Annotated in this window: 23 protein-coding genes and 3 pseudogenes; 14 read left to right on the forward strand and 12 right to left on the reverse strand. The window is 70.0% G+C overall.

All coding sequences use genetic code 11. The features are described from left to right. Window positions 1-220: 220 nt before the first annotated feature. The 8 genes from ACQP10_RS19945 to ACQP10_RS19980 all read left to right on the forward strand — a co-directional run bounded on the left by ACQP10_RS19945 (window position 221) and on the right by ACQP10_RS19980 (window position 8,141). Window positions 221-586, forward strand: coding sequence for a hypothetical protein (locus ACQP10_RS19945; protein ID WP_346021234.1), 366 nt, complete (start codon window positions 221-223; stop codon window positions 584-586). 357 nt (window positions 587-943) lie between these two features. Next, window positions 944-1,567 carry a hypothetical protein gene (locus ACQP10_RS19950; RefSeq protein WP_399501632.1) on the forward strand — a complete coding sequence of 208 codons (624 nt, stop codon included), beginning with the start codon at window positions 944-946 and terminating at the stop codon, window positions 1,565-1,567. Window positions 1,568-2,217: 650 nt separating this feature from the next. Continuing rightward, on the forward strand, window positions 2,218-2,751 hold the full coding sequence (locus ACQP10_RS19955; protein WP_346021232.1) for a hypothetical protein: 534 nt from the start codon (window positions 2,218-2,220) through the stop codon (window positions 2,749-2,751). A 26-nt stretch (window positions 2,752-2,777) separates the two neighbouring features. Next, window positions 2,778-3,797 (forward strand): hypothetical protein, encoded by a 1,020-nt coding sequence (locus ACQP10_RS19960; RefSeq protein ID WP_399501633.1) that lies wholly within the window; start codon window positions 2,778-2,780, stop codon window positions 3,795-3,797. A gap of 22 nt (window positions 3,798-3,819) precedes the next feature. Further along, window positions 3,820-5,154: a Dyp-type peroxidase gene (locus ACQP10_RS19965; protein WP_399501634.1), complete on the forward strand. Its 1,335-nt coding sequence runs from the start codon at window positions 3,820-3,822 to the stop codon at window positions 5,152-5,154. Between the two features lie 40 nt (window positions 5,155-5,194). Then, a complete protein-coding gene (locus ACQP10_RS19970; RefSeq protein WP_399501635.1) occupies window positions 5,195-6,064 on the forward strand; it encodes a bile acid:sodium symporter in 870 nt (289 codons plus the stop codon). Window positions 6,065-6,135: 71 nt separating this feature from the next. Then, on the forward strand, window positions 6,136-6,741 hold the full coding sequence (locus tag ACQP10_RS19975) for a winged helix-turn-helix domain-containing protein (RefSeq protein ID WP_433539458.1): 606 nt from the start codon (window positions 6,136-6,138) through the stop codon (window positions 6,739-6,741). Continuing rightward, the gene (locus tag ACQP10_RS19980; RefSeq protein WP_433539459.1) at window positions 6,738-8,141 is read left to right on the forward strand and encodes a sensor histidine kinase; all 1,404 of its coding nucleotides are present in this window, start codon (window positions 6,738-6,740) and stop codon (window positions 8,139-8,141) included. Before ACQP10_RS19975 ends, ACQP10_RS19980 begins: the two co-directional genes overlap by 4 nt. A gap of 228 nt (window positions 8,142-8,369) precedes the next feature. Here ACQP10_RS19980 and ACQP10_RS19985 read toward each other — a convergent pair whose 3' ends face one another. Next, on the reverse strand, window positions 8,370-8,741 hold the full coding sequence (locus ACQP10_RS19985) for a winged helix-turn-helix transcriptional regulator (protein WP_346021227.1): 372 nt from the start codon (window positions 8,739-8,741) through the stop codon (window positions 8,370-8,372). Window positions 8,742-8,821: 80 nt separating this feature from the next. Here ACQP10_RS19985 and ACQP10_RS19990 point away from each other — a divergent pair, with 80 nt between their 5' ends. Both ACQP10_RS19990 and ACQP10_RS19995 read left to right on the forward strand, forming a co-directional pair. Beyond that, a complete protein-coding gene (locus ACQP10_RS19990) occupies window positions 8,822-9,232 on the forward strand; it encodes a RidA family protein (protein WP_346021226.1) in 411 nt (136 codons plus the stop codon). 218 nt (window positions 9,233-9,450) lie between these two features. Beyond that, window positions 9,451-9,702: pseudogene (locus ACQP10_RS19995) on the forward strand (alpha/beta fold hydrolase); the annotation flags it as partial. A gap of 40 nt (window positions 9,703-9,742) precedes the next feature. On the opposite strand, the gene ACQP10_RS20000 reads toward ACQP10_RS19995, so the two are convergent. The 4 genes and pseudogenes from ACQP10_RS20000 to ACQP10_RS20015 all read right to left on the reverse strand — a co-directional run. After that, complete coding sequence (locus ACQP10_RS20000) at window positions 9,743-10,558, reverse strand: hypothetical protein (RefSeq protein ID WP_399501637.1); 816 nt, start codon at window positions 10,556-10,558, stop codon at window positions 9,743-9,745. A gap of 101 nt (window positions 10,559-10,659) precedes the next feature. Then, complete coding sequence (locus ACQP10_RS20005; RefSeq protein ID WP_346021224.1) at window positions 10,660-10,860, reverse strand: VOC family protein; 201 nt, start codon at window positions 10,858-10,860, stop codon at window positions 10,660-10,662. 148 nt (window positions 10,861-11,008) lie between these two features. Continuing rightward, window positions 11,009-11,626: a recombinase family protein gene (locus ACQP10_RS20010; protein ID WP_433541924.1), complete on the reverse strand. Its 618-nt coding sequence runs from the start codon at window positions 11,624-11,626 to the stop codon at window positions 11,009-11,011. Further along, window positions 11,523-12,218 (reverse strand): annotated as a pseudogene (locus ACQP10_RS20015) (IS30 family transposase); the annotation flags it as partial. The pseudogene ACQP10_RS20015 and the gene ACQP10_RS20010, both read right to left, overlap by 104 nt. 197 nt (window positions 12,219-12,415) lie before the next feature. Between ACQP10_RS20015 and ACQP10_RS20020 the strand changes: the two are divergent. Continuing rightward, window positions 12,416-12,820 (forward strand): annotated as a pseudogene (locus ACQP10_RS20020) (DUF4158 domain-containing protein); the annotation flags it as partial. Here the strand turns inward: ACQP10_RS20020 and ACQP10_RS20025 are convergent. From ACQP10_RS20025 to ACQP10_RS20045, 5 genes are all read right to left on the reverse strand, one after another. After that, a complete protein-coding gene (locus tag ACQP10_RS20025) occupies window positions 12,821-14,872 on the reverse strand; it encodes a SpoIIE family protein phosphatase (RefSeq protein ID WP_346021221.1) in 2,052 nt (683 codons plus the stop codon). A gap of 1,118 nt (window positions 14,873-15,990) precedes the next feature. After that, complete coding sequence (locus ACQP10_RS20030) at window positions 15,991-17,424, reverse strand: endo-1,4-beta-xylanase (protein ID WP_346021220.1); 1,434 nt, start codon at window positions 17,422-17,424, stop codon at window positions 15,991-15,993. A 447-nt stretch (window positions 17,425-17,871) separates the two neighbouring features. After that, the gene (locus tag ACQP10_RS20035) at window positions 17,872-18,456 is read right to left on the reverse strand and encodes a DUF1697 domain-containing protein (RefSeq protein ID WP_433539460.1); all 585 of its coding nucleotides are present in this window, start codon (window positions 18,454-18,456) and stop codon (window positions 17,872-17,874) included. Between the two features lie 73 nt (window positions 18,457-18,529). Next, entirely contained in the window at window positions 18,530-19,597 is a 1,068-nt protein-coding gene (locus ACQP10_RS20040; RefSeq protein ID WP_399501642.1) for an epoxide hydrolase family protein, read from the reverse strand. Further along, window positions 19,594-20,292, reverse strand: a complete 699-nt coding sequence (locus tag ACQP10_RS20045) for an alpha/beta fold hydrolase (RefSeq protein WP_346021217.1) — start codon at window positions 20,290-20,292, stop codon at window positions 19,594-19,596. The genes ACQP10_RS20040 and ACQP10_RS20045 overlap by 4 nt, the downstream gene beginning before the upstream one ends. Before the next feature lie 82 nt (window positions 20,293-20,374). Here ACQP10_RS20045 and ACQP10_RS20050 point away from each other — a divergent pair, with 82 nt between their 5' ends. Then, window positions 20,375-21,322, forward strand: coding sequence for a helix-turn-helix transcriptional regulator (locus ACQP10_RS20050; protein WP_433539461.1), 948 nt, complete (start codon window positions 20,375-20,377; stop codon window positions 21,320-21,322). Between the two features lie 1,086 nt (window positions 21,323-22,408). Then, complete coding sequence (locus tag ACQP10_RS20055) at window positions 22,409-23,116, forward strand: SDR family NAD(P)-dependent oxidoreductase (RefSeq protein ID WP_433539462.1); 708 nt, start codon at window positions 22,409-22,411, stop codon at window positions 23,114-23,116. A gap of 53 nt (window positions 23,117-23,169) precedes the next feature. On the opposite strand, the gene ACQP10_RS20060 is transcribed toward ACQP10_RS20055, so the two are convergent. After that, the gene (locus ACQP10_RS20060) at window positions 23,170-23,325 is read right to left on the reverse strand and encodes a hypothetical protein (RefSeq protein WP_433539463.1); all 156 of its coding nucleotides are present in this window, start codon (window positions 23,323-23,325) and stop codon (window positions 23,170-23,172) included. Window positions 23,326-23,776: 451 nt separating this feature from the next. On the opposite strand from ACQP10_RS20060, the gene ACQP10_RS20065 reads away from it, so the two are divergent. Continuing rightward, on the forward strand, window positions 23,777-24,361 hold the full coding sequence (locus ACQP10_RS20065; RefSeq protein ID WP_399501647.1) for a DinB family protein: 585 nt from the start codon (window positions 23,777-23,779) through the stop codon (window positions 24,359-24,361). 77 nt (window positions 24,362-24,438) lie between these two features. Here ACQP10_RS20065 and ACQP10_RS20070 read toward each other — a convergent pair whose 3' ends face one another. After that, on the reverse strand, window positions 24,439-24,624 hold the full coding sequence (locus tag ACQP10_RS20070; protein WP_386148636.1) for a VOC family protein: 186 nt from the start codon (window positions 24,622-24,624) through the stop codon (window positions 24,439-24,441). Window positions 24,625-24,639 lie beyond the last annotated feature (15 nt).

Here is a 24,639-nt window from a genome sequence, read left to right on the forward strand (position 1 = left end):
CCGCCGCTGGCCGGGACCGGCCCCCGGGCCGCATGCCCGGCCGGCTGGCCGCCGGGCGCGCGGCGGGCCGCGCGGCCGTAGGGCCGCCGCCCTTGATCCCTATAAGAACAATTCGGCAACGCCGCTGCGTTTGAGGGGGATGCTGGATGTCAAGACCTGTCATCTGCTCGACGCTGAAGGATCGTGAGCACCGTCCGACCGCCTCCGGAAAGGTTCGCCGATGGACACCTCAGGCCTGACCCGCTTCGATGAGCTCGTCCAGACCGCAGAGCTACGCCCCCTGGAGCTGGCCGAACTGCACGAGATCGGTGCTGTGCTGAGCAAGGTGCTCCAGACCGCCTCTGCCCTGGCCACCCGGGTGGAAGCCGGGACCGCGACCCTGCCGGAGCGGTACGCCCTGCGCGACACCACCGGCGACCCCGATCCACAGGCGCGTCTGGCCGAGGTCGGCGAGCGTATGAGACGGATGGTCGATCTCCTGCAGAAAGCCGACCTGCAGGCCCGCCGCTCCCATGCCACGATCGGCCGCATCGTGCAGACCGGCCCCGACGCCGCCACGGATCGGCCCGTAGCGTCGGGGGGTTGAACGAGGCAACGGGACACCTGTAGATCAACTTGCGACCAAGCTCGTTGACCAAGAGGTGCCCCGTTGCGGGAGAAGTCTGTCATCACACGACGATCACGGTAGCCGCAGACGCGTTCGCCCCCGGCCACCTGGGCGAGCTGACCCAGAGCGTGGCGGTTCCTCGCCCGTGACATCGCTGCCGACCCCTGTCAAGGTGATCGACAGGGGACTGGGGATACCCGGCGGCGAAGGGACATATATGTGAGACAAGGTCACCAGAGCCAGCGGAACAGCCGTCGCAACGACGACGCGCCGAGGCACCCGTCCTGGGTGTGGGGGCTGTCGCGGCAGGCGTTACGGGTCCAGTTGGTCACGGGCGTGCTCCCCGTACTGGCGTTCGGTGTCTCGCTCACCCTGTTCGCCGGAGTCTCCTGGTCTGCACTGATCGCGGGAGTCGTGCTCTATTTCGCGATGTTTGCGCTGCTTGGCCTGTTGGCCCTGCCACTCCCACTGCCCGTGCTCGAACGGCCGGGCACACGCGCGACGATCCCGCCTCTTGCCGGAGCCGTCCTCGAGCTGATCCGTCTGGGAATGGTGCGGCTTCTCGACGCCGACCTGGAAGAGGCCCTGTGGCTGGCCTTCGGCCAGACACTGGCGGGAACCTTCTTCTTTTTCATGACGACGGGGCTTTTCGTGTTCGCGCGTCCCCCGTCGCTCGATGAGGACCAGGTCGCGGCAGGCAGGTCCCATGCGGCTTCCTACACTCGCGGCCTGCTCAACTGGTTCGGGGACCCACCGTTGAACATCGGTCTCTGCCTGCTGGTGGCGTACAGTTCCTGGCTCGGGTGGGTCACCGTGCCCGCTGGAGCGGCATTGGCGGCCATCGGACTGATCCCGGGCCACGACGAGGGGGCTGTCTTCCTGCGAGTGCAGTTCGGGACGCTGCTCGCCGGGATTACGGCGACGGTCACCGGGCTGGCTCTGTTCGGGGCGCTCGGATAGTGCCCGACGCCGTGAATTCAGCGGAAACGTTCTTTAGAACTTACTCATCTAGGGCCTGTATCAAAGTCGGCCAGAGCCATTCGTTGATCACGGCGACGAGAACCGTGGCTTCGTAGCGCACGGCGCGTTCGTCGTATCGCGTGGCAACAGCGCGGTGACGCTTGAGCCGGTTGATGCCGCACTCGACGGCGTGGCGCTGAGCGCGGGTCTCAGGGGCGAAGGCGGGTGGCCGCCCGCCCCTGGACCCCTTGGCCCGGCGGTTGACGTTCTGGTCGGCCTTGCTCGGGATGGTCGCCTTGATGCCGCGCCGCCGCAGGTAGGTGCGGTTGGCCGTGGAGGTGCAGGTCTTGTCGGCCAGGACGCGGCACCGCCTCCGCCCGTGTCACACGATCCATGTGTAGTTGTCGTCGGTGACCGCGGGTAAGCCCGCGTCGGTGATGGCCGCGTGAGGGGCCGACGTCCCGCACGAATACCCGCATGCCGCTTGACTTGCATGGATGCTCCAGGCCTTACGCCGTCACGGGCGTAGCGGAAGACGGGTGCCGCGTTCGCGTGTGAGACTGGGACTCGGCGCCGCACCATGGGACAATAGGGTCAGTCGGGTCGCTTCACCCTTCCTCCCATGAGCACGTCGAGGGGGGAGAACGGCCATGGAGATCAGGCCGCAGGCGGTCGTCATCCCGAAGGAGACCGACCACCTGGAGCAGGGGAAGTACGGGCCCGTCTTCCCACGCAGCCCCGCGTGTTACGGATTCACCATCATCGCCAGGGTCAAGCCCGGCCGGGCCGATGCGATCCGGGGCTACGGCCACACGCTCGCCGAGGCGCTGGAGGACGACCCCGACCTGCTGGCCCCCCTGAAACTGCACTACCTGCGCTGGGTGCTGTTCGACGACGACACCCGCTTCATGTACCAGGGGATCTTCGACACCGACTTCGACAAGTACACCGAAGACGCCATCGCGCTGTTCACCAGGGCGGGAGTGAACACCGTCTTCGAGAACCTCGAAGGTTTCCCCGAGGACTGGAAGACCAACCCGGAGGCTTTCGTCAGGTTCGTCCGCGCGCATCACTGCCCGAGCTTCATCGAGTACGGCGAGTACCCGTACATCACCGCCGACGAGATCAAGAAGGCTCTACGGATCAAGAGCGCCCTGTCGGAGATGCTCGACCAGCTGCAGTGACGCCCTCGGACAACGCAGGAGATCAGATGAGTGAGTTCGCAACGGCGCGCACCTACAACCAGAACCACGTGCCGCGCCCGTACGCCCCCGGCCGGCGGCGGGTGAGCATCTACGTCGCGTGGAGCTACCCGGCCGAAGCAGGCAGGAACACGGCCGAGCTGGACAACCGGTTCTCCACGATGACCGAGGTGCGCCGCGTACAGTGGCCGGCCTACGAGGACCCGCAATGGTCGGATCCCCTGCGCTTCCAGCAGGGCATCGCGGGCGGACTGGAGCTGTTCTTCTGGGGCTGGCTGCCCTTCCAGCAGTTCGTCCAGGAGGCCACCGGATATCCGGTGCCGGTGTACCAGCGCGTCGACCAGGCCGGGTTCCACACCCCGCTGGACGAGCGGGTGCTGGCCGACACCGACACCCTGTTGGTGTGGGGACTGGACCACATGATCACGGGGCAGGACGCCGCGGCCGCGGAGATCGAGGCGGTGCGCGCGTTCCTCACCCGCGAAGGGACCTGCCTGGCCCTGGGGCCGCATCATGACGTCGGCGCGACGGACGACCTGGCGATGCGCGACGTGGAGTACCACCATCACGGCGACGCGCTGGTGCCCCGGCAGCAGCGGTTCGGCAGGTACACCCGATCGCTGATGGCGGGCCTGGGGCTGCCGGTGGAGAACCGTTACGGGCTGCGTCCCGCGGTGATGGGAAAGGGGCAGAACGCCCCGCTGTCCATCGCCGGGGATCTGGACACCAAGGGGTGGCTGGAAGGGGTGTCCCACTTCAACTTCCACATGCACCTCCCCCACTACGCCGTCACCACCGACGACCCGGAAGCCGTCCGGGTGCTGGGCCGGCAGCCGATCGACCTGACCAGGCCGCCGCACCCGTTCGTCGAGGCCGGGAACACCGAGTTCAACATGTTCCTGTGGCTGCCCCCGCGCGGCGACCGGGCCGGGGATGTGATCTTCGCTGACTCCACGATCTTCAGCTCGCTGTTCGGCATCGACGACAGCCTGCGCGCCTTCTGGAACAACCTCCTCAGAGCCAGGTAGCACGACAGGGAGGCGCAATCCGGTGACCGAACACACTGCGGCCACGCTCGAACTGGACGACATCCAGCGCGGAGTCCTCAGCCCGCGGCCGACCCCGTACGCGGCGACCTACATCCTGTTCCGCATCGACGATCGCGCGCAGGGCCGGGAACTGATGCGGCGCCTGAGCGCGGCGGTGACCTCCGCCGCCGACTCGGTGAGCCCTTTGGGGGACACCTGGGTCAGCGTCGCGCTCACCTACCAGGGCCTCAAGGCCCTCGGCGTGCCGCAGGCGTCGCTGGACACGTTCGCGTGGGAGTTCAGGCAGGGCATGGCCGCGCGCGCCGCCGCGCTGGGCGACACCGGCGACAGCGGCCCGGCCCGTTGGGAGCCGCCGCTCGGCACGCCCGACGCGCACGTGCTGCTGGTGGCGCTCGCGCCCGACAGCGCGCGGCTGCAGGCCGCCGTCGACAGCGCCCGCCCGGCCTACGAGGCCCTGCCGGGTGTGACGGCGATCTGGCGGCAGGACTGCCACGCCCTGCCCACCGAGACCGAACCCTTCGGCTACCGCGACGGCGTCAGCCATCCCGTCATCCAGGGCAGCGGCATCGCCGGTTCCAACCCGTTGGAGGTGCCGCTCAAGGCGGGCGAGTTCGTGCTCGGCTACCCCGACGAGCTCGGCGGCGTCCAGGCGCCGCAACCCGACGTGCTGGGACGCAACGGCACCTACGTGGCCTTCCGCAAGCTTCACCAGCGGGTCGCGCTGTTCCGGCGCTACCTCAAGGACAACGCCACCGGCCCGCAGGACGAGGAACTGCTGGCCGCGAAGATCATGGGCCGCTGGCGCAGCGGCGCGCCGCTGGCACTGTGCCCGCTCCACGACGACCCGGACCTCGGCGCCGACGCCGCACGCCGCAACGCCTTCCTGTACCAGCAGAACGACCCGGCGGGCTTCACCACTCCCGGCGGCTGTCACATCCGCCGGGCCAACCCTCGTGACGCGGCAGTGGCCGGAGTCCCGAGGCTGCACCGCATGATCAGGCGCGGCACCGTCTACGGGCCGCCGCTGCCCGACGGCGTCCTGGACGACGACGGCGCGGACCGGGGGCTGATGTTCGCCTTCATCGGCGCCCACCTCGGGCGGCAGTTCGAGTTCGTCCAGACCGAATGGCTGAACGACGGCGTCTTCTTCGGCGCGGGCCCGGCCAGGGACCCCCTCACCGGCTCCACCGACGGCTCCGGCGATTTCACCATTCCCCAGCGTCCCGTCCGGCGGCGCCTGTGCGGCCTGCCCCGGTTCGTCGTCACACGTGGCGGCGAATACGGCTTCATGCCGAGCCTGACCGCACTGCGCTGGCTCGGCGACCTCACGGACTGAGCGTGATGACGCCGCTCAGGCTCGCAGGCCGGAGGTGTCCATGAACACCCTGCACCTACTGTTCAACGCCGTCACCGTCATCTTCATCGCGGCCACCATGTTCGCCGCCGGCCTCGGCACGACATGGCCGGACCTGCGGGCCGTCCTCATCGACGGCCCGCTGCTCGCGCTGGTGCTCCTGGCCAACCTGGTCGTCCTGCCGCTGCTCGGCTGGGGCATCGCAGCGCTCTTCGGCCTGCCCGCGCCGGCGTTCGTGGCGCTACTGCTGATCGCGTCCTCACCCGGCGGGCCGTTCGGCGCCAAGCTCGGCATGGTGCAGCGCGGTGACGTGGCGGCGGGAGCGGCGGCGCAGGTCCTGCTGGCCGCCGTCGGCAGCATCACCTTCGGCCCGACGGTGAACGTCCTGCTCAACGCGGCGAACATGGGCGGCGGGGTCTCGCTGGAGGTCGCCACGCTGATGCTGACCGTGGCGGTCCTACAGCTCGTTCCGTTCGCCGTCGGCCTGGTCATGCGCCATCACGTGGCGCCCACGGCACGAGCGTGGCACCCTGCGGCGGCGACCGTGTCGAACGTGACGTTCCTCGCGGTGCTGGCGGGCATGCTCGTGGGCAACTGGCGTGACATCGTCGCGCTGATCGCCTCATTCAGTCTGCTGGCGGGTTCCCTCCTCGCCGCCGCGGCCTTCGTGCTCGGCACAGTACTGGCCACCGGGCCACGGCCACGCCGCACCACCATGGGCGGCGTCGCGGCCGTGCGCAACGCCGGGCCGGCCCTCGCCGCCGTCGGTATCGCCTTCGGCAACGAGCCGGCCGTTCTAGGTGCCCTCGCGGCCGTTCTGCTGAGCGGCCTGGCCACGGCCCTGCCCATCGCGACGGTGCTGAGCCGTCGCCGGAACGGCCCCATCCCATGAAGCCCTCTGCCTTCTCCAGAGGCCGTTCTTGAGACGGCTGGAATGAAGTCGGGCCAGGCGGCCCGGGGGTCGTGGCGGTCGGCACCGGTGAGCAGGGGCTGGCGGAGGTCTCGGCGTCGCTTCCCGACCTGGTGCTGCTGGACCTGATGCTGCCCGGCATGAGCGGGCTGGAGGTCTGCCGCCGGATCCGCGCGTTCAGCCAGGTCCTCCCTATCGTGATCCTGTCGGCGCGCGGCGACGACGTGGACGTCGTGGTGGGCCTGGAGACGGGCGCCGACGACTACGTGGTCAAACCGGCCAGCGCCGAGGTCATCGAGGCCCGGATGCGCGCGGTGCTGCGCCGCGTCGCGCTCGCGCAGCCGGAGGCCGCCGACGACCGCGCCTTCTTCGGCGACCTGGAGATCGACCGGACGGCGCTGCGCGTGCTCAAGCACGGCATGGAGGTCGCCCTCGCACCCTCGGAACGCAAGCTGCTGCTGTTCCTGTCGGTCTCGCCCGAGCGCACCTACAGCCGTCAGCAGCTCCTGGAGCACGTGTGGGAGCACACCTTCCACGGCGACTACCGGCTGGTCGACGCCGGGGTGATGCGGCTGCGGGCCAAGATCGAGGACGATCCGCGCCGCCCCCGCTACGTCCAGACCGTGCGCGGCTTCGGCTACCGGTTCGGACCGCTGTGAGAGTGCCGCGCGGGCTGCGTACCCGCCTGGTGGTCGGGTTCGTGCTGGTCACCGCGCTCGGCGCGCTCACCACCGCCGCGCTGACCTTCGGCCAGGCCCGCTCGGCGATCCTGGAACGCGTCCAGAGCAGCGCTGTGCACGACCTGCGCACGCAGATCGACTCGCTGGCGCTGGACCTGCCGTCCGATCCAGACCAGGCCGACCTGCGCGCCCTGACCCTCCAGCTGGACCGCGCGGGCGGCTCCCGCGGCTGGCGCACCGCCGCGTCGCTCCACGACGGACCGCTGGTCGTCGCCGCCTCGGCCGCTCCCGCGCTGCCCGCGCAGTTGAGGAGCGCGACGGCCACGGCGACGACGGCTCTGGTCCAGCGCTTCCAGCGGGACGGCCGGCCCTGGCTGGCGATCGCCGTCCCGGTGCGGGACGCCGCGCGGCCCGCGGCCCGGCCTCCGCTGGTGGTGTTCGCCTCCTTCTCGCTGGCGGCCCAGCAACGTGACGTGGATTCGCTGGTCACCGCCGCCCGCGCCGGAGCGCTGCCGGTCGCCCTGGCCGCGACCCTGCAACGCGACACCGCCGTCCTGCGCGACATGGAGGCCCGCGCCCGCCGGTTCGCCGCCGACGTCTCCCACGAGCTGCGCACGCCGCTGGCCGCGATGACCGCCGTGACCGGCCTGCTGGACGAGGACGTCGCGGCAGGCCGGATGCCGCCCGAGACCGCCGAGGCCGTGGGCCTGGTCGCCGACGAGACACGCAGGCTCGCCCGGCTCGTGGACGACCTGATGGAGGTGTCGTGGTTCGACACCGGGGCCGCCGTCCTCACCCTCGACGAGGTCGAACTTGTGCAGCTGGTACGCAAGACACTCGCGCTGCGGCACTGGCAGGACCGCGTCCCGGTGGACATCCCGGACGGGCTGCGCATACGGCTCGACCCCCGCCGCGTGGACGTGATCCTGGCCAACCTCGTCGGCAACGCGCTGCGCCACGGCGGACCCGCGGCCACCGCGCTGGAGGGCGCGACGAGCGGGGCTCCCGCCGTGCACGTGTACTTCTCCTCCGCGCTCGGGCTGGAACGGGTGTCGCGCCTCCACCGGGGCGCCGACGCGCTGCACGTCACGCTCCAGGCGCTGGTGCAGGGCCCGGACGCCGTCGAACGCGCGCGTGGCCTGGTCAGCTTCGTCCCACCGGGCGCTCCGCTCCCCCTTGTCCACATCGGCCTGCGCGGGCCGGTGGACGTCCGCCTGTCCTTCGGCTGGGGCATCGACCGTACCGCCGAACGGCAACTGGTGTGCACCGTGGCCGACACCGTCAGCACGACGACCCGCGCCGCCCTGGGCTTCGTCCGGGTCAAGATACATCGGGTCGACGGCTCGACCGGCACCCGCACCCGCACCCGCACGCCGTGACCGTCCTGATCACCAGCTGACATGGCCTGACCGCCTCCGGCAGGGCGGGGGGCAGCCCAGAGTCGCGGGCCTGACGGGCGAACTCGGCGACGTCCTCTGAGCGGACGATCGCCGCACCGGGGCGAGGTGCGGGTATGAAAACCCGCACGACAGCAGGGAAGGCATCGATGCCCGGCCGCCCCGCCACGGGCCTCAGCCGCAGGCTCGAACGGGGCCAGGACACAGGTCTCAGAGGCCCGCGTCCTCGCGCACGTCGAAGGCGTCGCGGGCGTGTTCGATGGCGGGCATGTGCTCGGACGCCCAGGCCAGCAAGACGTCAATGGGCTGCCGCAAGGTCTTGCCGAGCGGTGTGATCCGATACACGATCGCCACCGGCCGCGTGGAGAGGACCTCGCGTTCGATCACCCCGTTGCGCTCGAGGCGGCGAAGAGTCGCGGTCAGCGACTTCTGTGTGACCGCGGGCATGGCCCGGCGTAGCTGGTTGAAGCGGCAGGGGTGTTCGCAGAGTTCGTTGAGCACACCGAGGGACCACTTGTCGAGCACCTGGTCGAGGAGTTCGCGGTGTGGGGCGTCGATGCGGAGTTCGCTGCCGGTATCCATGGTGAAACCTGGTCTCGTTGAAGTGTCTTTCTCCTACTAGGTAGCTTACAGATACCTACGTTGACGAGGAGAAACAAGCTATGGCCGTCAAGCACTTCACCCCTGAAGGGCTCCTCCAGCCCACCCCTTACCACCATGTCGCCGTCGGCACGGGCACGACGCACGTCCATGTCAGCGGGCAGGTCGCACGGCAGGCCGACGGAACCCCGGTGGCCCCTGGCGATCTGGCCGGACAGGTCGCGCAGGCCCTGCGCAACACCGCCGTCGGCCTGGCAGGCGCAGGCGCCTCGTTCGCGGACGTGTTGCGCCTGACGTTCTATGTGACCCGGTGGAGCCCGGAGAAGATCGGCGACTTCATGGCCGGAGTCGAGGCCGTCGCCGAGGAGATCGGCCTTCAGCTCCCCATGCCGCCGGCCTCCCTCATCGGCGTCGACCACCTCTTCGAGCCGGACGTGCTCGTCGAGGTCGAGGCGACCGCACTGCTCGACTGACTCGGCGCACGCAACCGGGCCCGGTCACCGCGGGAGCACGCAGGCACGAACACCACTCGCCGATCGCTTGAGGGACATCCGCTTCCCAAGCGATCGGCGTCGTCGTTCCCGCGGGTTCATTGGACGCGTCGGCTGCCTGTTATCGAACGACGGCACCCTCAAAGGATCAATGCACCACCCGGGCCTACCGCTGCGAGCGGGAGACCGGGGTACCGATCGTGCTGCTCCACGGACACGGCGCCAATTCCTCCACCCGGTACCACCAGGTTGCTGAACCCGGACGACATCATCCCGTGTACGCGATCGACACCATTGACGACCCGGGTGCCAGCGTTCAGCGCCGGCCAGTCATCGGTTCCGCCGACGCTGCCGACTGGCTGACGCAGGCACTCCTTGGCCTCGGCCTGGACCGAGTGCATTTGACCGGGCTCTCCTACGGCGGATGGCTCGTGCTCAACCAGGCCATCTACCGGCCCCTCGCAACTGCTGGACCGACTCGGCCCGGAAGGCTCAGCCGAGCTCGGAGATTAACCGGCGCAGGGTGTGGAACGCGGGTTTTGGGGAGTAGTCGTCGCGCAGGACGCCGAACCGATGGAACAGGCTGTCCTTGGAGCTGTCGGCGTCGCGGAGGGCGAACAGTTCCCAGTGGGTGACATTCAGGTCCGCGCGCAGGGCATGCACGGTGCGGACAACGCTCTCCAGGACGATCGCCTGCTGCTCCTCTGGCCGGTCCGGGCTGGTCGGCCAGCCGTTCTCGCAGATCCGGATCGGCGTCGAGGCCGAGATGCCCGCCGTCGCCAGGTCGCGTTCTCGAAAGTCGCGCAGCGACCGCTCCACGGCCGCCGGCACCTCGTCCAGGTTCAGCCTCGGACCGAACACGTCGGGGTAGATGTCGATGCCCGCATAGTCGACCGCAGCCGCGAACTCCGTACCTCCCGAATTCCGGATCCCGGCCCAGAAGCCACTGGCCGCGGGATCGAGGTCCGGGACCACCGCGAATCCGATCGCCGCCGTCGCTCCCACTTCCCGCTTGGCCGCCGCGCCGGCCAGCACCCCTTGCACCAGAGCGTCCCGCGCGCCGGGGAACGCCCCGTCCGCGGCGGCTGCGGCCCAGGTCAGATTCGGTTCACCGGTAACCTGCAGCGCGGCGAAGTCCCGCCCGTGCCGGGCCATCACCTGCGACACGAACGCGGCCCACGCCGCCACATCACCGCCGGGATCTCGATAGCACAGCACCAGGTCCACCGGCACGGCAATCGTGGCCAGCTGGGCCACCTGCGCGTTGGCCGCCGCGGTCGACTCCGGCCCGGACCAGATCACATACATCCGCAGCAACAGGGCCTGCCCGTCGCCCCGCAGTTCGCCGAGCGCGCGCCCGATCGCTGCGAAGTCGTCCGGCGGCCCCGCCGCGAGCCCGTCGGAGAGTTTCAGTGGCTGACGTATTCAAAGGTTGCGCCGTCCGGGTGTCGGGCGATCAGCCGGCGGCCGTTTGGTGTCACTGTGATGGGAGCGACGATCTCGGCTCCGAGGTCGGTGAGCAGTTCCTGCGTTGCGGAGAGGTCGTCGACGGTGAGGGTGGCAGCGACGCTCGCCAGGCGCTCGGCCCCCGGACCCGGTGTGAAGAGCAAGAAGGGCCCGACTGCGGCGAGTTGCGCGTTTGCGAAGCTGAAGCGGTGTGCTTGCTTCCCGGTCAGCTTCTCCTAGAACGGGAGGTCGTGGGCGAACCACGGTCGGGCGCGGGCCGTCAGGAGGAGCTTCGGCGACGTCATGGTGCTCTCAAGGAGCCGAGGGCCGGTCAGCGGAGTTGCCCTCGGCGGAGGCCGCGAGGGTCTTGTGGACGACACCGACGGAGACCTTCACCCCGGCGGCGATGGCGCGGATGGATTCCCCACGACGGCGGCGAGCGAGGATCGCGGCGCGCTTGTCGTCGTCGACGACGGGGCGGCGGCCTCCGACCTTGCCTTGCTCGCGGGCGGCCTGCAGGCCGTTCTTGGTCTTGCGGACGATGTCGCGGCGACGGTCCTCGGCCAGGGCGAGGGCCAGGGCGAGGATGAAGGAGCGTTCGGTGTGCTCACCGGCCGCGATGCCCTCCAGGACTTTCACGCCGATGCCACGCTGGAAGAGGTCATTGAGGACGATGAGCCCTTCCAGCAGGTTGCGGCCGAGCCGGTCGACCTCCTGGACGGTCAGCAGGTCGCCCTCACGGATGTAAGACAGCGCAGTGAGCAGGTCGGGCCGGTCAGCGGTGGCGAGCTTGCCGCTGGCCTTTCCTCGATGACCTTCAGGCAGATCGGATCGAGGGCGTCGTGCTGCCGCTGGGTGTTCTGCTTGTCGGTGCTGACCGCCGTTTGCAGAAGTAGACCGGGACGCCGGTGTCGTTGCTGAAGAGGCGATGCTCGGCCATCTCCCGGCCGCGATCCCAGGTCGGCGAACGGCGCATCTGCGGCGACAGGCCGGTGAAGACGCGGGTCAGATGCGGCCGGACCTGCGCGGCCTTGATTCCATCGGGCAGCGCCACCAGCACCACGTAGCGGCTGGTGCGCTCGACCAGGGTGGCGATCGCCGGGGGACGGCTGCCCATCACCGGATCGCCCTCCCAGTGACCAGCGACCAGACGGGTCTCGCCCTCGACCGGGCGAGCTTTGATCGAGACCATGTCGCGCAGCCGACCCCGGCCCGAGGCGTGGCGGGCCGTCCGTGGATGACGCATGGGCCGGCCGGTGCGCAGCTGCCGCGACAGGTCCCGGTTGATCGCCCGGTGCCGCGGGTCGAACAACGAGCGATAGATCGTCTCGTGGGAGACCTGCAGGTGCCGGAGCGAGCGTCGTGCGGCAGGAGGCCGGACGCCGCCGGTCTGGGCGAAGAAGCGGCGTACATGCTGCAGCGGAGCACCGACGCCTCGGGCGATGGAGCTCAGCGACTCTCCGCTGCGCCATCGCTGCCAGACCTCGTCTTGGCGATCGGGTGATAACCCGTAGTCCCGCACACGCACCTCCACTAATGATCAAGGTCATTTGTGGTGACGCGTTGACCCCTTGAGACCGCCTCCGTTAGACGGACACCTGGACGTCTCCACCGATCCGTCCCGCGGTGTCTTTCTGCCGTACTCCGGCCGCCCCCCAGCTAGCGAAACTGGGCCGGCCGTAGGGGGCGCCAGCCACCGGTGTCGAGCTTGACGAGCTCGAGCGGTTCTTCCGGCTGGACGCCAAGGCGCTGCAGGCGCTGGCCGGTAAGCGCCGCCCCGCGACGAAGCTGGGGTGGGCGGTGCAGTGGGGCACCGGGTGGATGCTCGGCACCTTCCTGGCCGAAGACCCACTGGATGTACCGGGACAGGCGCTGGAGTTCATCGCCGAGCAGCCCGGCATCGACCCGGCGTGCGCGCCGGAGTACCTGACCAGGCCGAAGACCGCCTACAAGCACGCCTGGGAGATTCGGGACCTGCTGGAGCTGTCGGAGTTTTCCAAGCGCGAGCAGGAGGTCCGCGACTACCTGGCCGCCCGGGTGTGGTCGACGATCGAGGGACCACGGGCGCTGTTCGACCGCGTCGTGGTGCACATGCTGCGCGGGGGCATTCTGCTGCCCTCGTGATCACTCCTCGGCCGCGGGCGGGAGCCGCAAGGCGATGATGGCGATGTCGTCGAGGCCGGTGCTGGGCAGGCCGCTGAGCACCTGGTCGCAGAAGCTCTCCAGCGGTTCGGCGGCGAGCGACTCCGCCACCCGGCGCAGGCGGCCGAGGCCGAGATCCAGGTGCTCGCCCGACCGTTCGATGAGCCCGTCGGTGTAGAGCAGCAGCGTGCTGCCCGGCGGTAGCGGCTCGGTCCGGGAGGCGCGGGTCTCGTCCTCGGGGAAGCCGAGCAGCGGGCTGACCGCTCCTTCCAGGAAGCGTCCGTGGCCCTGGGCGGTGACCAGCAGGGGCGGCGGATGGCCGGCCACCGCGAACCGCAGCCGGTGACCGCCGGTGCCCTCCTCCACGCGGGCGAACACGCACGTGGCCGTGACGTCGGGGGACAGCGACTCCATCACGACGTTGAGCCGGGTCAAGATCTCGCCGGGCGGCTTGCAGCGGTCCATCGCCAGCGCCCGCAGCATGTTGCGCAACTGGCTCATCAGGACGGCCGCCGACAGGTCGTGCCCCGCCACGTCGCCGATGACCAGCGCTGGGACGCCGTCGGGCAGGACGAAGGAGTCGTACCAGTCGCCGCCCACCTCGGCGGCGCTGGGGCTGGCCCGGTAGCGGGCCACGATCCGCAGGCCGGTCAGGTGCGGCGGCTCTGCGAGCAGGCTGTACTGCAGGGCCAGCGCGACCTGCTGGGTGCGCTGGAAGCGGATGGCCCGGCTCAGGGCGTCGTGGGCGTGGCCGAATATGTTGCCCAGCAGCGTGATGTCGGCCCGGTTGATCGCCGGACGGTCCTCGCACGTCACCACCCCGACCACGGCGGGGACCGCGCCGTCGACCACGACCGGCAGGACCAGCATGCTGTTGGCGCCGCTGGCCGCCAGCCACGCACGGGTGCTCGCCGGCGCCAGGTCGGGCGGCGGGCACCCGGCGGGGAACGTCTGCAGCACGGGCCGCCGCCGGCGTACGACCGTCACGAAGACGTTGCCGTCGCCGAGCTGCTCCTCGCTGTACGGCGACAGCGGCACCAGGCCGCGACGCGCCGCGGTGACCAGCCGCTCGACGACGAACGGCCCCCCGCCGCGCCGCTCGCCGGTGAGGTCGGTGATGAGGTAGACGCCGCAGCCGTCGGCCAGTTCGGGCACGATGACGTCCGACAGCGCGCCGAGCATCTCCTCCAGGCTGGTGAGCTGGGCCGTGGCCGCCGCGGCGCTGTCGAGCAGGCGCTGTCGCCGCTGCTCCTGCCACTGCTCCTCGATGTCGGTGCACGACCCCACCCACTCCACGACCTGGCCGCTCTCGCAGATGGGCACGGCGCGCAGCTCGAAGTGCCGGTAGGAGCCGTCGGCGGTGTGCAGCCGGTAGACGTGCTCCCAGGTGTCGGTGGCCCTGCCGACCGCCCGGGACCACGACCTGATCGTGTCCTGGCGGTCGTCGGGATGGACCATCTTCAGCCAGCCCTGGCCGCGGTGCTCCTCCCACGGCTGCCCGGTGACCCGCTCCCAGCTCGGGCTGGGCTCGTGCACGTAGCCGTCGCGGGTGGTCACCCAGACGATCTGCGCGCTGACCTTCATCAGGCTCTCGTAGCGGTGCAGGATGCGGCGGCGCTCCTCGGCGATGGCCTCGATCCGGCGGGCCGCGGTGACCTGGTCGGTCACCTCCATCACCACTTCGAGCACGCCGTAGTCGCCCGGCCCGAAGACCACGCGCGACAGGCTGGAGGTGAAGAACCGCCGCTCGTCGCACTGCGGCCCGACGACGTACTCCGGCTCCGCCGTGGTGACGAACGGCTCGCCGGTGGCGTAGACCCGGTCGAACTGCGCGCGGAAGTGCACCTGGACGAACTCCGCGAACGCCTCCTCGACCGGCAGCCCGGTGCGGCTGTCGGCGAACAGGGAGCGGTAGACGGCGTTGGTGTAGACCAGGCGGTGGTCGGGGCCGCGCGCGACCGCCACGCCTACCGGCGCCGGTTCCAGTACCTCGAACGCCAGCTCGCTGCCTGCGGGCTCGCCGTCAGCCCCCATCGTGACCTCCCCCGACGGCTAACAGCCTCCCTCTCCCCTACCCGTGCACGATCCGCCCCGAACGCGCGCCGCGGGGGCCGGTCAGCCGTGGACGCCCGGCGGGACCGGGCCCGACGGCTCCTCCGGGTAGGCGATGGCCCCGACGCCCAGCGCATCAGGAGCCCCGCGTGGCGTCGACAGAGTCGGTGTCAGCGTGTGGTGCCTCTCACAATGATCATGGAGAAGGGCAAGCAGCAAGATAGGTGCCAAGAACGCCCTTGCCAGATGACGATCAAGTTCGAATGATCACCAGAAGCGAAGCAGCAAGATGGTAAATCAGAGGTTCTGATCGAAGAACGATCGCCAGGTCAAGATCAACAAGCTTGCCGGCTCAGCCATCGCTCGACGGTTCCCGTGCAAAGGCCGCACGAATACGGCAGGAATGGATCGTGGCGATCGAAAGACCGCAGGCGGCGGTCGGGACGGAGCCGGGGTGACGTACCCACCCAACGTGCTACGGGCGAGGCGGCCAGGCCGTAGCGCTGGACCGAGGGTCGGGGTCTATCAGCACGACCGGGTAGCCGGACGGAACATCGGGAGAGGCGTCGGTTGGGTCGCAGTCGACGATGACCACGCCCTCACCCGGCTCGGGTGCAGGAGATACCACGGGGGCTTTCGTCTTGCCGGTCCCTGCGCGCTGGAAGTCGTCGGCGGACACCTGCATCGGTCACCTCCAAAGGAGGGTGATCACCAGCTCGCTGGCCTCGCTGCGAAGGAGCACCCGTAACCGGACGGAATCGAAGCCCTATCCGGTCAGGACGTGGACATCCCTGCCTACCGTATTCCCGGCGACACCCCTGTCGAGGGGACCTTCGGGGAACAGCCGGGCGACGGCCTCCTGGACCGCGTGCTCGATGTGCCGGGCGGTGTTGTGCTGTGCCTGCTGGAGCTCGTGCAGCCGGGCCTCGGCGACGGTGGTCGCGTCGCGCTCGCGGTGCGCCTCGCGCAGAGCCTGGTCCTGCCCGGCGACCGCATGGCGAAGGTGTCGGTGGCCGCGGTGACGGCGGGCGCGGTGACCGCGGCCCCGAGCAGTGCTGGGGGCCGCGGTCCCGCTGTGGTGGCGCTGAGAAGGCCGGCGGTTACGGGTGTCCCGGCATGTCGGGCAGATGCCAGACCGGGGTGCCCGAGCACGGCACCAGTTCAAGGACGGCTCCCGCGGCGGTGCTCCGGTCCTCGACAGCGACGCATCTGGAAGTGCTGAGGGACACGAGCTGCTGCCCGTCCCCCGACGGACGTAGCTCGAACTGGTAGTCGCCGATCAAGGGCGCGCACGCGGAGTGGGTCAGGCTGTTCTCGATGCCCGCCCTCGGGATCCCCACCTTCAGGCACTGGTCTCCGGACGGGTCGGAGATCTGGTACGTCTTCGTTCCCACGCGGCGGAACAGCAGCCGCTGGTCCGTCCCGCACGCCGCCTGGACGACCTGCGCGCCGGACGAGAAGGACAGGCACTTGTCGGAGTGGCTCGCGACGGCGGTCGAGGTGAAGTCCCGGTTCTTCAGTTCGGACCGCAGCTGCAGGTAGGCGGGCTTCTTGGCCAGGTTCTCGTCCAGGGGGTGGGCCGCACCCCAGCCGGGAACCCCGGACGGCACCCACGAGTACTTGTCGGTGAGGCTCCACATGGTCAGCGACACGCAGCGGGCGACGGCGAGGCACGCCGCGGCGGCCCGGCGGTAGACCTCGCCCTGGGCGGCCAGCTTGCTCTCGTCCACCGGCAGCTTGAGCCGGACGTCCAGCTCGGTGACGGCCACGTCGACGCCCAGCCCGGCGAACCACTGCAGAGTGTCCTTGAGCTGGTTCAGCGGCATCGTGTCGGGCATCGGGTCCTGGATCATGGAGTGGGTCTGGAAGCCGACGCCGTCGATCGGCACGCCCTGGGCCCGCAGGTCGTGTACGAGGTTGTAAAGGCCGGCCCGCTTGGGGGTGCTCCACTCGGTGCCGAAGTCGTTGATGTAGAGCTTGGCGGAGGGGTCGGCGGCCCTGGCCCACCGGAAGGCGTCGGCGATGTAGCCGGGGCCCAGGCGCTTGAGCCAGATGGACTGCCTGAGGGTGCCGTCCTCGGCGAGGACCTCGTTGACGACGTCCCACACGGCGACCCGGCCGGCGTAGCGCTTAACGGTGGTCTCGATGTGCTTCTGGAGCGCGGCGCGCAGTTCCTGGTCGCTGAGCGAGCCGTCGCTGACCCAGGTGGGCAGGCCGCCGTGCCAGACGAGGGTGTGACCGCGGACCATCTGGTTGTTCTCCTCGGCGAAGGAGACGATGGCGTCCGCCTTGGCCCAGGTGTACTCGCCCTGTTCGGGCTCCAGGTTGACCCATTTCATGGCGTTCTCGGGCGTCACGCTGTTGAACTCGTACTTGAGCTTGTCGCGGTAGCCGTTGTCGGTCTCCAGGGCGCGGTCGTTGACAGCCGCCCCAATGCGCAGGTTTCGGCCCGCCGCCACGGTACGCAGGGTCTCCTCGGCGGCGGAGGCGGGGACGACGGCCGTCGCCGCGACGCCGAGCAGGACGGCGCTCATACCGGCGAGGGACAATAGGGATTGTTTCATCTCTTCTTTCGCAATCGGATCACGAGCCGGAAGCTCGTTGTGAGTGTGGCAGGAGGCTGGGCACCCGAACAGGAAGAACGGGCCGGCTCAGCAGGCGAGCCCGCATCCGGCCCCGGCGCCGCCCACCGCCAGAAGAACGGGGTCGATCGGGAGATGGGTGATCGGGTCCTGCGGCGAAGCGCTCGCCGCCCTTGTACGGCGCGGCGGCCGTCCGGCCGGGGACGGCGCGAGCCGCGGCCTGCGCGGGCCCGGAGGCGACCGCCGCCAGCAGTGCCGCCTGCGGTTCCGGCACCGGCCAGGCACCGCTGCCCGCGCGGACCGGACGCGCCGAGGGCACGGACGCCGTAGCCGGGCGCCTGCGAGGGGGCGGGGCGCGCAATCTCGGAAGTCGGGCTGTGGTGATGTGCAGCCGGGCGGTCACTGTCGCTCGCCATAGCTGTGGGCCGGGGCCGTCATCGGCTCAGTGAAACGCCTGACCAGGCGCTTGACCGTCCTTGCGGTGCGGGTGGTGGCGGGGACTTCAAGCCTCGCCTCCACCTCGGCGGTGGGACTGCCGGCCCGGGTTGCGATCCTTTTGATGACGCTCAACGCCACGCCACCGCCGATCTCGATGATGCGGACATCGCCTCGGTCATTCGTCCAGGGCAGCGGGGCACTGAACTCCTGAACGCTGTCGAAGAAGGTGAAGGTCTCGCGATAGATGTGTTCGTCGCCGCTGCCAGCGAAGGGGTCGCGCTCAAGGATCGCTGCGAGTTGGTCGACAGGACGCACGAACACGGCGTCGTCGTAGCCGCTGACCGTCAGCAGCCGTGGCGCCGCCCGGTCCACCACCTCGCGGGGCGAGGTGTCGCCGACCTCGATCAGGACCGTCCCGTTCGTCTGGAACGACCGTGCCGACGAAGCCCCTGCGGCGCGCAGCGTGTCTTCGAGCATCGCCCGGGTGGGGCTGTTCGGGTGGCCTAGGTTCATGTTCCGGTAGAAGACGACGAACGCGGTCGGCATGCGCCTGTTCCCATTCGTGTTCCCAATCGGGTGAAGACCACCGGTGCCGCGGCCGGTGCGCTTGCGGGCGACGTCATCGGCGGAGGGTGAAGAACATGCGGAGGTCGTCGGCGAGGAGTTGGGGTTCCTCTTGCGCGGCATGGTGTCCGCCTTTGTCGTAGGTGTTCCAGTGCACGATGGCGCTGTGGTCGCGTTCGGCGAGCGGGCGGATGGAGGGGAAGAAGTCGTCGGCAAAGCAGGCAAGGCCCAGCGGGATCGATGACGGTCCGGCAGGCGGCCTGTTGCCGTGATAGCCGATCAGGGCCGAGCTGCCGGAGGTGTCGGTCAGCCAGTAGATGGCGGCGTTGGTGAGGATGTAGTCGTCGCTCACCGCGTCGCCGAACAGCTGCAGGTTCCAGGCCAGCTGGCCGGCCGGGGAGTCGGCGAGCGCGTGCGCGAGGGTCTGCGGCTGGGTGGTTTGGAGGTTGAGGTAGGCGCTCCGGCCGGCCATGAAGCGTTCCAGGGCGGCCAGTTTCGCCCGGTCGTCGCTTCCCAGCAGGGCGCGCTCCGCCGGATCGCCGGAGGGCAGGGAGAAGATCTGGGTGACGTGCACCCCGACGACGCGGTGCGGATCCAGGCGTCCGAGCTCGATGGAAATCATGGAGCCGACGTCGTTGCCGTGTGCGCCGTAACGTTCGTACCCGAGCCGGCGCATCAGCTCCGCCCACGCTGCGGCGACGCGGCGGCGGTTCCAGCCCGGCTCACGCGGTACGCCGGAGAACCCGAAGCCGGGCACCGAGGGGATGACGAGGTGGAAGGCGTCGCTCAGGAGGTCGATCAGCGGCAGGAACTCGACGACCGACATGGGCCAGCCGTGGGTGAGAATGAGCGGCAGGGCGTCCGGCCGGGGCGAGCGGATGTGCAGGAAGTGCACGTCCAGCCCATCGATTTCGGTCAGGAACTGCGGGTGGACGTTGATCCGCCGCTCCCAGGCGCGCCAGTCGTAGCCGTCGCGCCAGTACTCGACCAGGTGCTGGACGCGGTCGGCGGGCACGCCGAGCCCGTTGCCGGGCAGCGGGCGGGTGAAGCGGGTCGCGGCCAGCCGAGCGGCCAGGTCGTCCAGGCTCTCCTGCGCAATCTTCACCCGGTATGGCCGCGTCATGACCGGGCCGCCTCGTCCAGCACCCGGGCCAGCGACTCCGGTTCGGTGATCATCGGCCAGTGTCCGGAGTCCAGCATGATCACCTCCATGCCCGGCATGCGCGGCGGGCCGCCTGGGTCGGCCGCGCAGGCGATGTAGGTGCGGGGCAGCCTCTGCGCCGCGCTGAGGTCTGTCGGCGCCGGGTCCTGGTAGGTGCCGATGGGCTGGCCGGCGCCGCGTGCCCGCAGCCAGGCCCGGTCCTCGGGGGTGAGCCCGTGCTCGCCGAAGTTGGCGTCGATGATCTCGTCGCTCATCACCGGGATCCGGCCGTCCCGTACAGTCTGCATGATCGCTTCGGCGACGGGCGCGGGCGTGCTGTCGAACAGGCTCTGGCCCGGCTCGGGCAGCAGCGCGGCGAGATAGATCAGCCGGGCGATCCGTCCGGGAATCATGGTGGCGGCGATCGTGGCCGGGGCTCCGCCGTAGGAGTGCGCCACGAGCACCACCTCGCGCAGCCCGGCGTACTCGATCGCGGCCGTGATGTCGCGGGCATGCGTGGTGAGCGTCGTGTCCGGCGAGCCCAGATGCGCGCGGTCGCCGAAACCGGTGAGCGTCAGCGGATGCACCTGGTGGCCGTAAGCGGTCAGCAGCGGCGTGACGCGCTCCCAGGCCCATGCGCCGAGGAACGAACCGCCGACGAAAACGATGGTCGACATCGCGTCGACTCCTTTCGATCTCTTACCGGCGTAAGGCTAGGGATGATTGTGGACGCTTTCTGTCCTCATTAGGATCGCGACCGTGTCCCGTCCCGCGACCCGTGTCCTAGCACTGCTGGAGATCCTGCAAGACCGCGGCCTGGTGCCCGCCGACGAACTGGCCCGGCGCCTGGACGTCGACGCCCGTGCTGTCCGCCGCTACATCACCGCCCTGCGCGACATGGACATCCCCATCGAGTCCGTCCGCGGACGCTACGGTGGCTACCGACTGGCCCGCGGCGGACGCCTGCCGCCCCTGATGCTCGCCGATGACGAAGCGGTCGCCGTCGCGGTCGCGCTAGCCACCGGCAAGCAGCACGAACAGGTGGGAGAGCCCGGCCCGACCGACCGGGCGCTGGTCAAACTCAACCGCGTCCTGCCCGCGCCCCTGCGCCGGCGCGTCACCGCGTTGATCGCCGCCACCTCGGCGACGGCAGGCCCGCTGACCCCCGAACCACACCTGGCGCTGACGCTGGCTGCGGCCGTCCACGCGCGGCACACCGTCCGGATCGAGCACACCCGCGGCGTACGCGAGGTGGACCCGTACGGGCTCGTCGTGCACGCACGCCGCTGGTACCTGGTCGGACACGACCATCTGCGCGCCGCCATCCGCATGTACCGCCTGGACAGGATCAGCGGCGCCGCCGAACTGCCCGGCACATTCACCCCACCCGACGGTTTCGACCCCGTGACCCATGTCCTGCGCACGTTGACGCTCGGCGCCTGGACCCACCGCACCGAGGTATGGCTCGATACCGACCTGGACACCGCCCGCGACCAGTTGCCGGCCACCTTCGGCGACCTGCATGCCTGCCCTGACGGCGGCGTGCTTCTGGTCAGCGGCGCGGAGAACATGCCCGCCATGGCGCGCATCCTCACCGGCCTGCCCTGGCCCTTCACCGTCCGCAGTCCGCCCGCGCTGGTCGCAGCGCTCGCCGAGCACGTCACCGCGCTCACCCTGGCCGTCGCCCGCTCCCGTCCCGCACCGTAGCCGTCGGCGCCTCACATCCCCGCTGCGCGGCGGTGTCATCGTCGCCGGCCCCCGAATTCAGCGGTGAAGCTCCGCCCGGGGCAGGTCAGGGCACGACCCGGAGGAAGGGGACGCCGGCACCGGCGAGGATGCGGTGGGCCACCGGCGGGGATTCGCCATCCGGCCGTGCGCGCGGCACGCCGCCGGCGTCCTGCACGCCGGAGCCGATCCGCCCCCCACCGTCGCCCCCGGATTCCCCCGTCTCCCCCGCCGATGGCCGCCGCCGTGTCCGCGGCGGGCAGGGCGCCGCTCGCCGCGGGCGATGCCGATCGCCGAACCGATTCCCCTTCCGAGGCAGCGGACGAGGCAGGTTCCCGCGCCGCCGACGATCATCGCCGTGCCCCCTACCATCCGGCGGAAATGGCAAAAAGTCCACAAGAGCGCGGCGCGATCATGCCTTTTTTGATCTTCATCGTTTCGTTCGCGCGCCGCGGGGACGCGGCTCGGGAGTCCGCCTCGCCCGCTCGCCGTGGTCGCCGGTGGGTCGCCGCTTCCGAGTGCGGCGGCGCAGATCCCGGTGGCGCCGACCCTGGACGGGGCGGAAACCACCTTTGTGATCATCTTCGCCGAAACGGCGGCGCGCTGAGGTGGTCGCCGCCGGACGAACGGCGGTACGTCGGGATGATGGGGATGTGCCCGCCCGGCCGGGCCGCAGAAACGCGCTCAGCGCCTCGACCATCGGGGAATCGGATACTCGGACAGGAACCCGATGGCGTCCAGAGGCGCCGATGGTCGCCGGTCCTCCGCGCGACGGCACGAAGCACCGGCCCGCGCGGCCTCTGGTGTCTGTCCCGTGCAACGAGCCCGCCCCGGCCGGCGGCCCGCCCCCGGGCGGTGCCACCCCGATCCGGCGCGCCGCCCCGGTGACGACGGTGAACGCGCCGGGCACGTCGCCGGCACAAAGACCGCTCCCGGATCAGCGCCGCCGAACCCCGGTGCGGCGGGCTGCCTCGGCGATGCTCAGACCCGCGGGAGGATCGGAGCGAGAGGGCCGAGGGACCGGTCGCGGGTTGACTTCGAGCACGCTCTAAAACCTAGCGTCGAGGCATGACAACACTGATCACTGGAGCGAACAAGGGGCTCGGCTTCGAGGCCGCCCGCCGACTCATCGCCGCGGGCCACACCGTCTACATCGGAAGCCGGGACGCCGAACGCGGCCGCCGGGCCGCCGAGCGGCTAGGCGCGCGAGCAGTCCGGCTTGATGTCACCGACGACGCGTCCGTGGAAGCCGCGGCGAAGGCCATCGAGGCAGACGGAGGGCTGGACGTGCTGGTCAACAACGCCGGCATCCAGGAAGAGATGCGTGAGGGCAACGTCGTGATCGGCGCCGCGGACGTGACCGCCGACCTGATGCGGCGCACGTTCGAGACGAACGTCTTCGGCACGGTGCGCGTCCTCCACGCGTTTCTCCCGCTGCTGCAGCGTTCCGCCGCCCCGGTCGTGGTCAACGTCAGCAGCGGCCTGGCCTCGTTGACCCGGGTCACCACGCCGGACACCCCGGCGTACGCCTACCCGGGCGTCGCCTATCCGGCGTCCAAGACCGTGATCAACATGATCACCGTGCAGTACGCCAAGGCATTCCCGAACATGCGGATCAACGCGGTGGAGCCTGGCTTCACCAAGACCGACCTGAACGGGAACACCGGCATCCAAACCGTCGAGCAGGGTGCCGAAATCATCGTGCGCATGGCACAGGTGGGTCCCGATGGCCCCACCGGGGGCTACTTCGATGCCGAAGGCACCCTCCCCTGGTAATCCGAACCGGGCGCCGTCTCAGGCAGAAGGCTCCCCACCTCCCCACGGTGGTCTCAGGACCAAGCACGCAACTGACCCCGGTTCGAGCCGGTGCTGGAATGCCGCAGCGCCGGGCGCGGCCCGGCCCGTACCGGGGTCGCGGCGGCGTCGACCAGGGCGAACGCCTCGGCACTGCTCAGCGGGCGACCGTCCATGACCGGGCTTGCCATGCGGGCAGGCCAGGCCCTCGGTCGCGCTGTGGATCCGGCAGATCGCCGACCGGACCTCATAGGCCGAGCAGCGGCCTTCTTCCAGGGCCGGGCAGGGGCCCGGCGCGGGGGCGGCGGCGGGCGGGCGTGGTGGCATCACCACTCCGGCCTGGCGCAGCCGCTGGCGTTGTCCATCGTTACTCTCAGTCGTTCAACAAGTATTTCAAGTAGTGTCAGCGGCTACTTGACGCACAGTATTCGGGGGTCCGTACGGCATGTTGGGCAGGTCGAGTGGGGCGGAGCGGCACTACTGGGCTGAACGAGCGGTGGCCGCCGATGAGTCGGTGTCGTGGGTGGTGGTGGACGAGGCCCTCGGCAAGCAGGGTGGCTGTGAGCGATAGCCGGCGGAGCCGACGACGCCAGGCAGCTCGCAACCTGAGCCCACCGGCGCAGCCTGACAGAATCGTGACCCATGATCGACGATTTCGCGAAAGACAACCTGCACGAGAGACTGCGGCGAGACCGCAAGGCGCTGCTGTGGAAACTCGACGGCTTGTCCGAATACGACGCCCGCCGGCCTCTGACAGCGACCGGGACCAACCTCCTCGGCCTGGTCAAACACATGGCCACCATCGAGGCCAGGTACTTCGGCGAGGTCTTCGACCGCCCATCCCCGGAACCCCTGCCCCGGTGGCAGGACTCCAACGGCAGCGATCTGTGGGCGACCGAAGACGAGCCCCGCGAACAGATCATCGGGTTCTACCGGCGCACCTGGGAACACTCGGACGCGACGATCAACGAGCTCCCCCTCGACGCCCCCGGCCACGTGCCGTGGTGGCCGGAGTCAACGCCGGCCTGGCACACGAACCTGTTCGCCATCATGGTCCATGTCCTCGGCGAGTCCACCCGGCATGCCGGGCACGCCGATATCCTGCGCGAAGGACTCGACGGCCGGACCGGACTGCGCGCCGAACACGAGAAGCAGATCGACGAGGAAGCCCGCGCAGCCTACTGCGCGAAGATCGAGCAGGCCGCCAGGGCGGCCCACACCAATTAAGGCTTAACCACAATCGCGCCGTGGCCGCGCCCTTGACGGGGGCCACGGTTCACCCCCGCCCCCACCAGCAAGATCACTTAAACGCCACATGTCGGAGTGCTGCGACGCTGCGGGCCGCCGAAGCCGACACCGGGCGGCCCGATCTGGATGCTTCCGTCGTCTTCCCGAGCGAGTTCGACATAGCCGAGGACCTCGCTCCAGAACGCGGCGAGCCGTTCAGGGTCGGCGGCGTCGATGATCAGCTCACTGATACGGCATGCCATGCGCGACAGTGTACG

The sequence above is a fragment of the Streptosporangium sandarakinum genome (genome assembly GCF_050942225.1).
Classification (GTDB): domain Bacteria; phylum Actinomycetota; class Actinomycetes; order Streptosporangiales; family Streptosporangiaceae; genus Streptosporangium; species Streptosporangium nondiastaticum.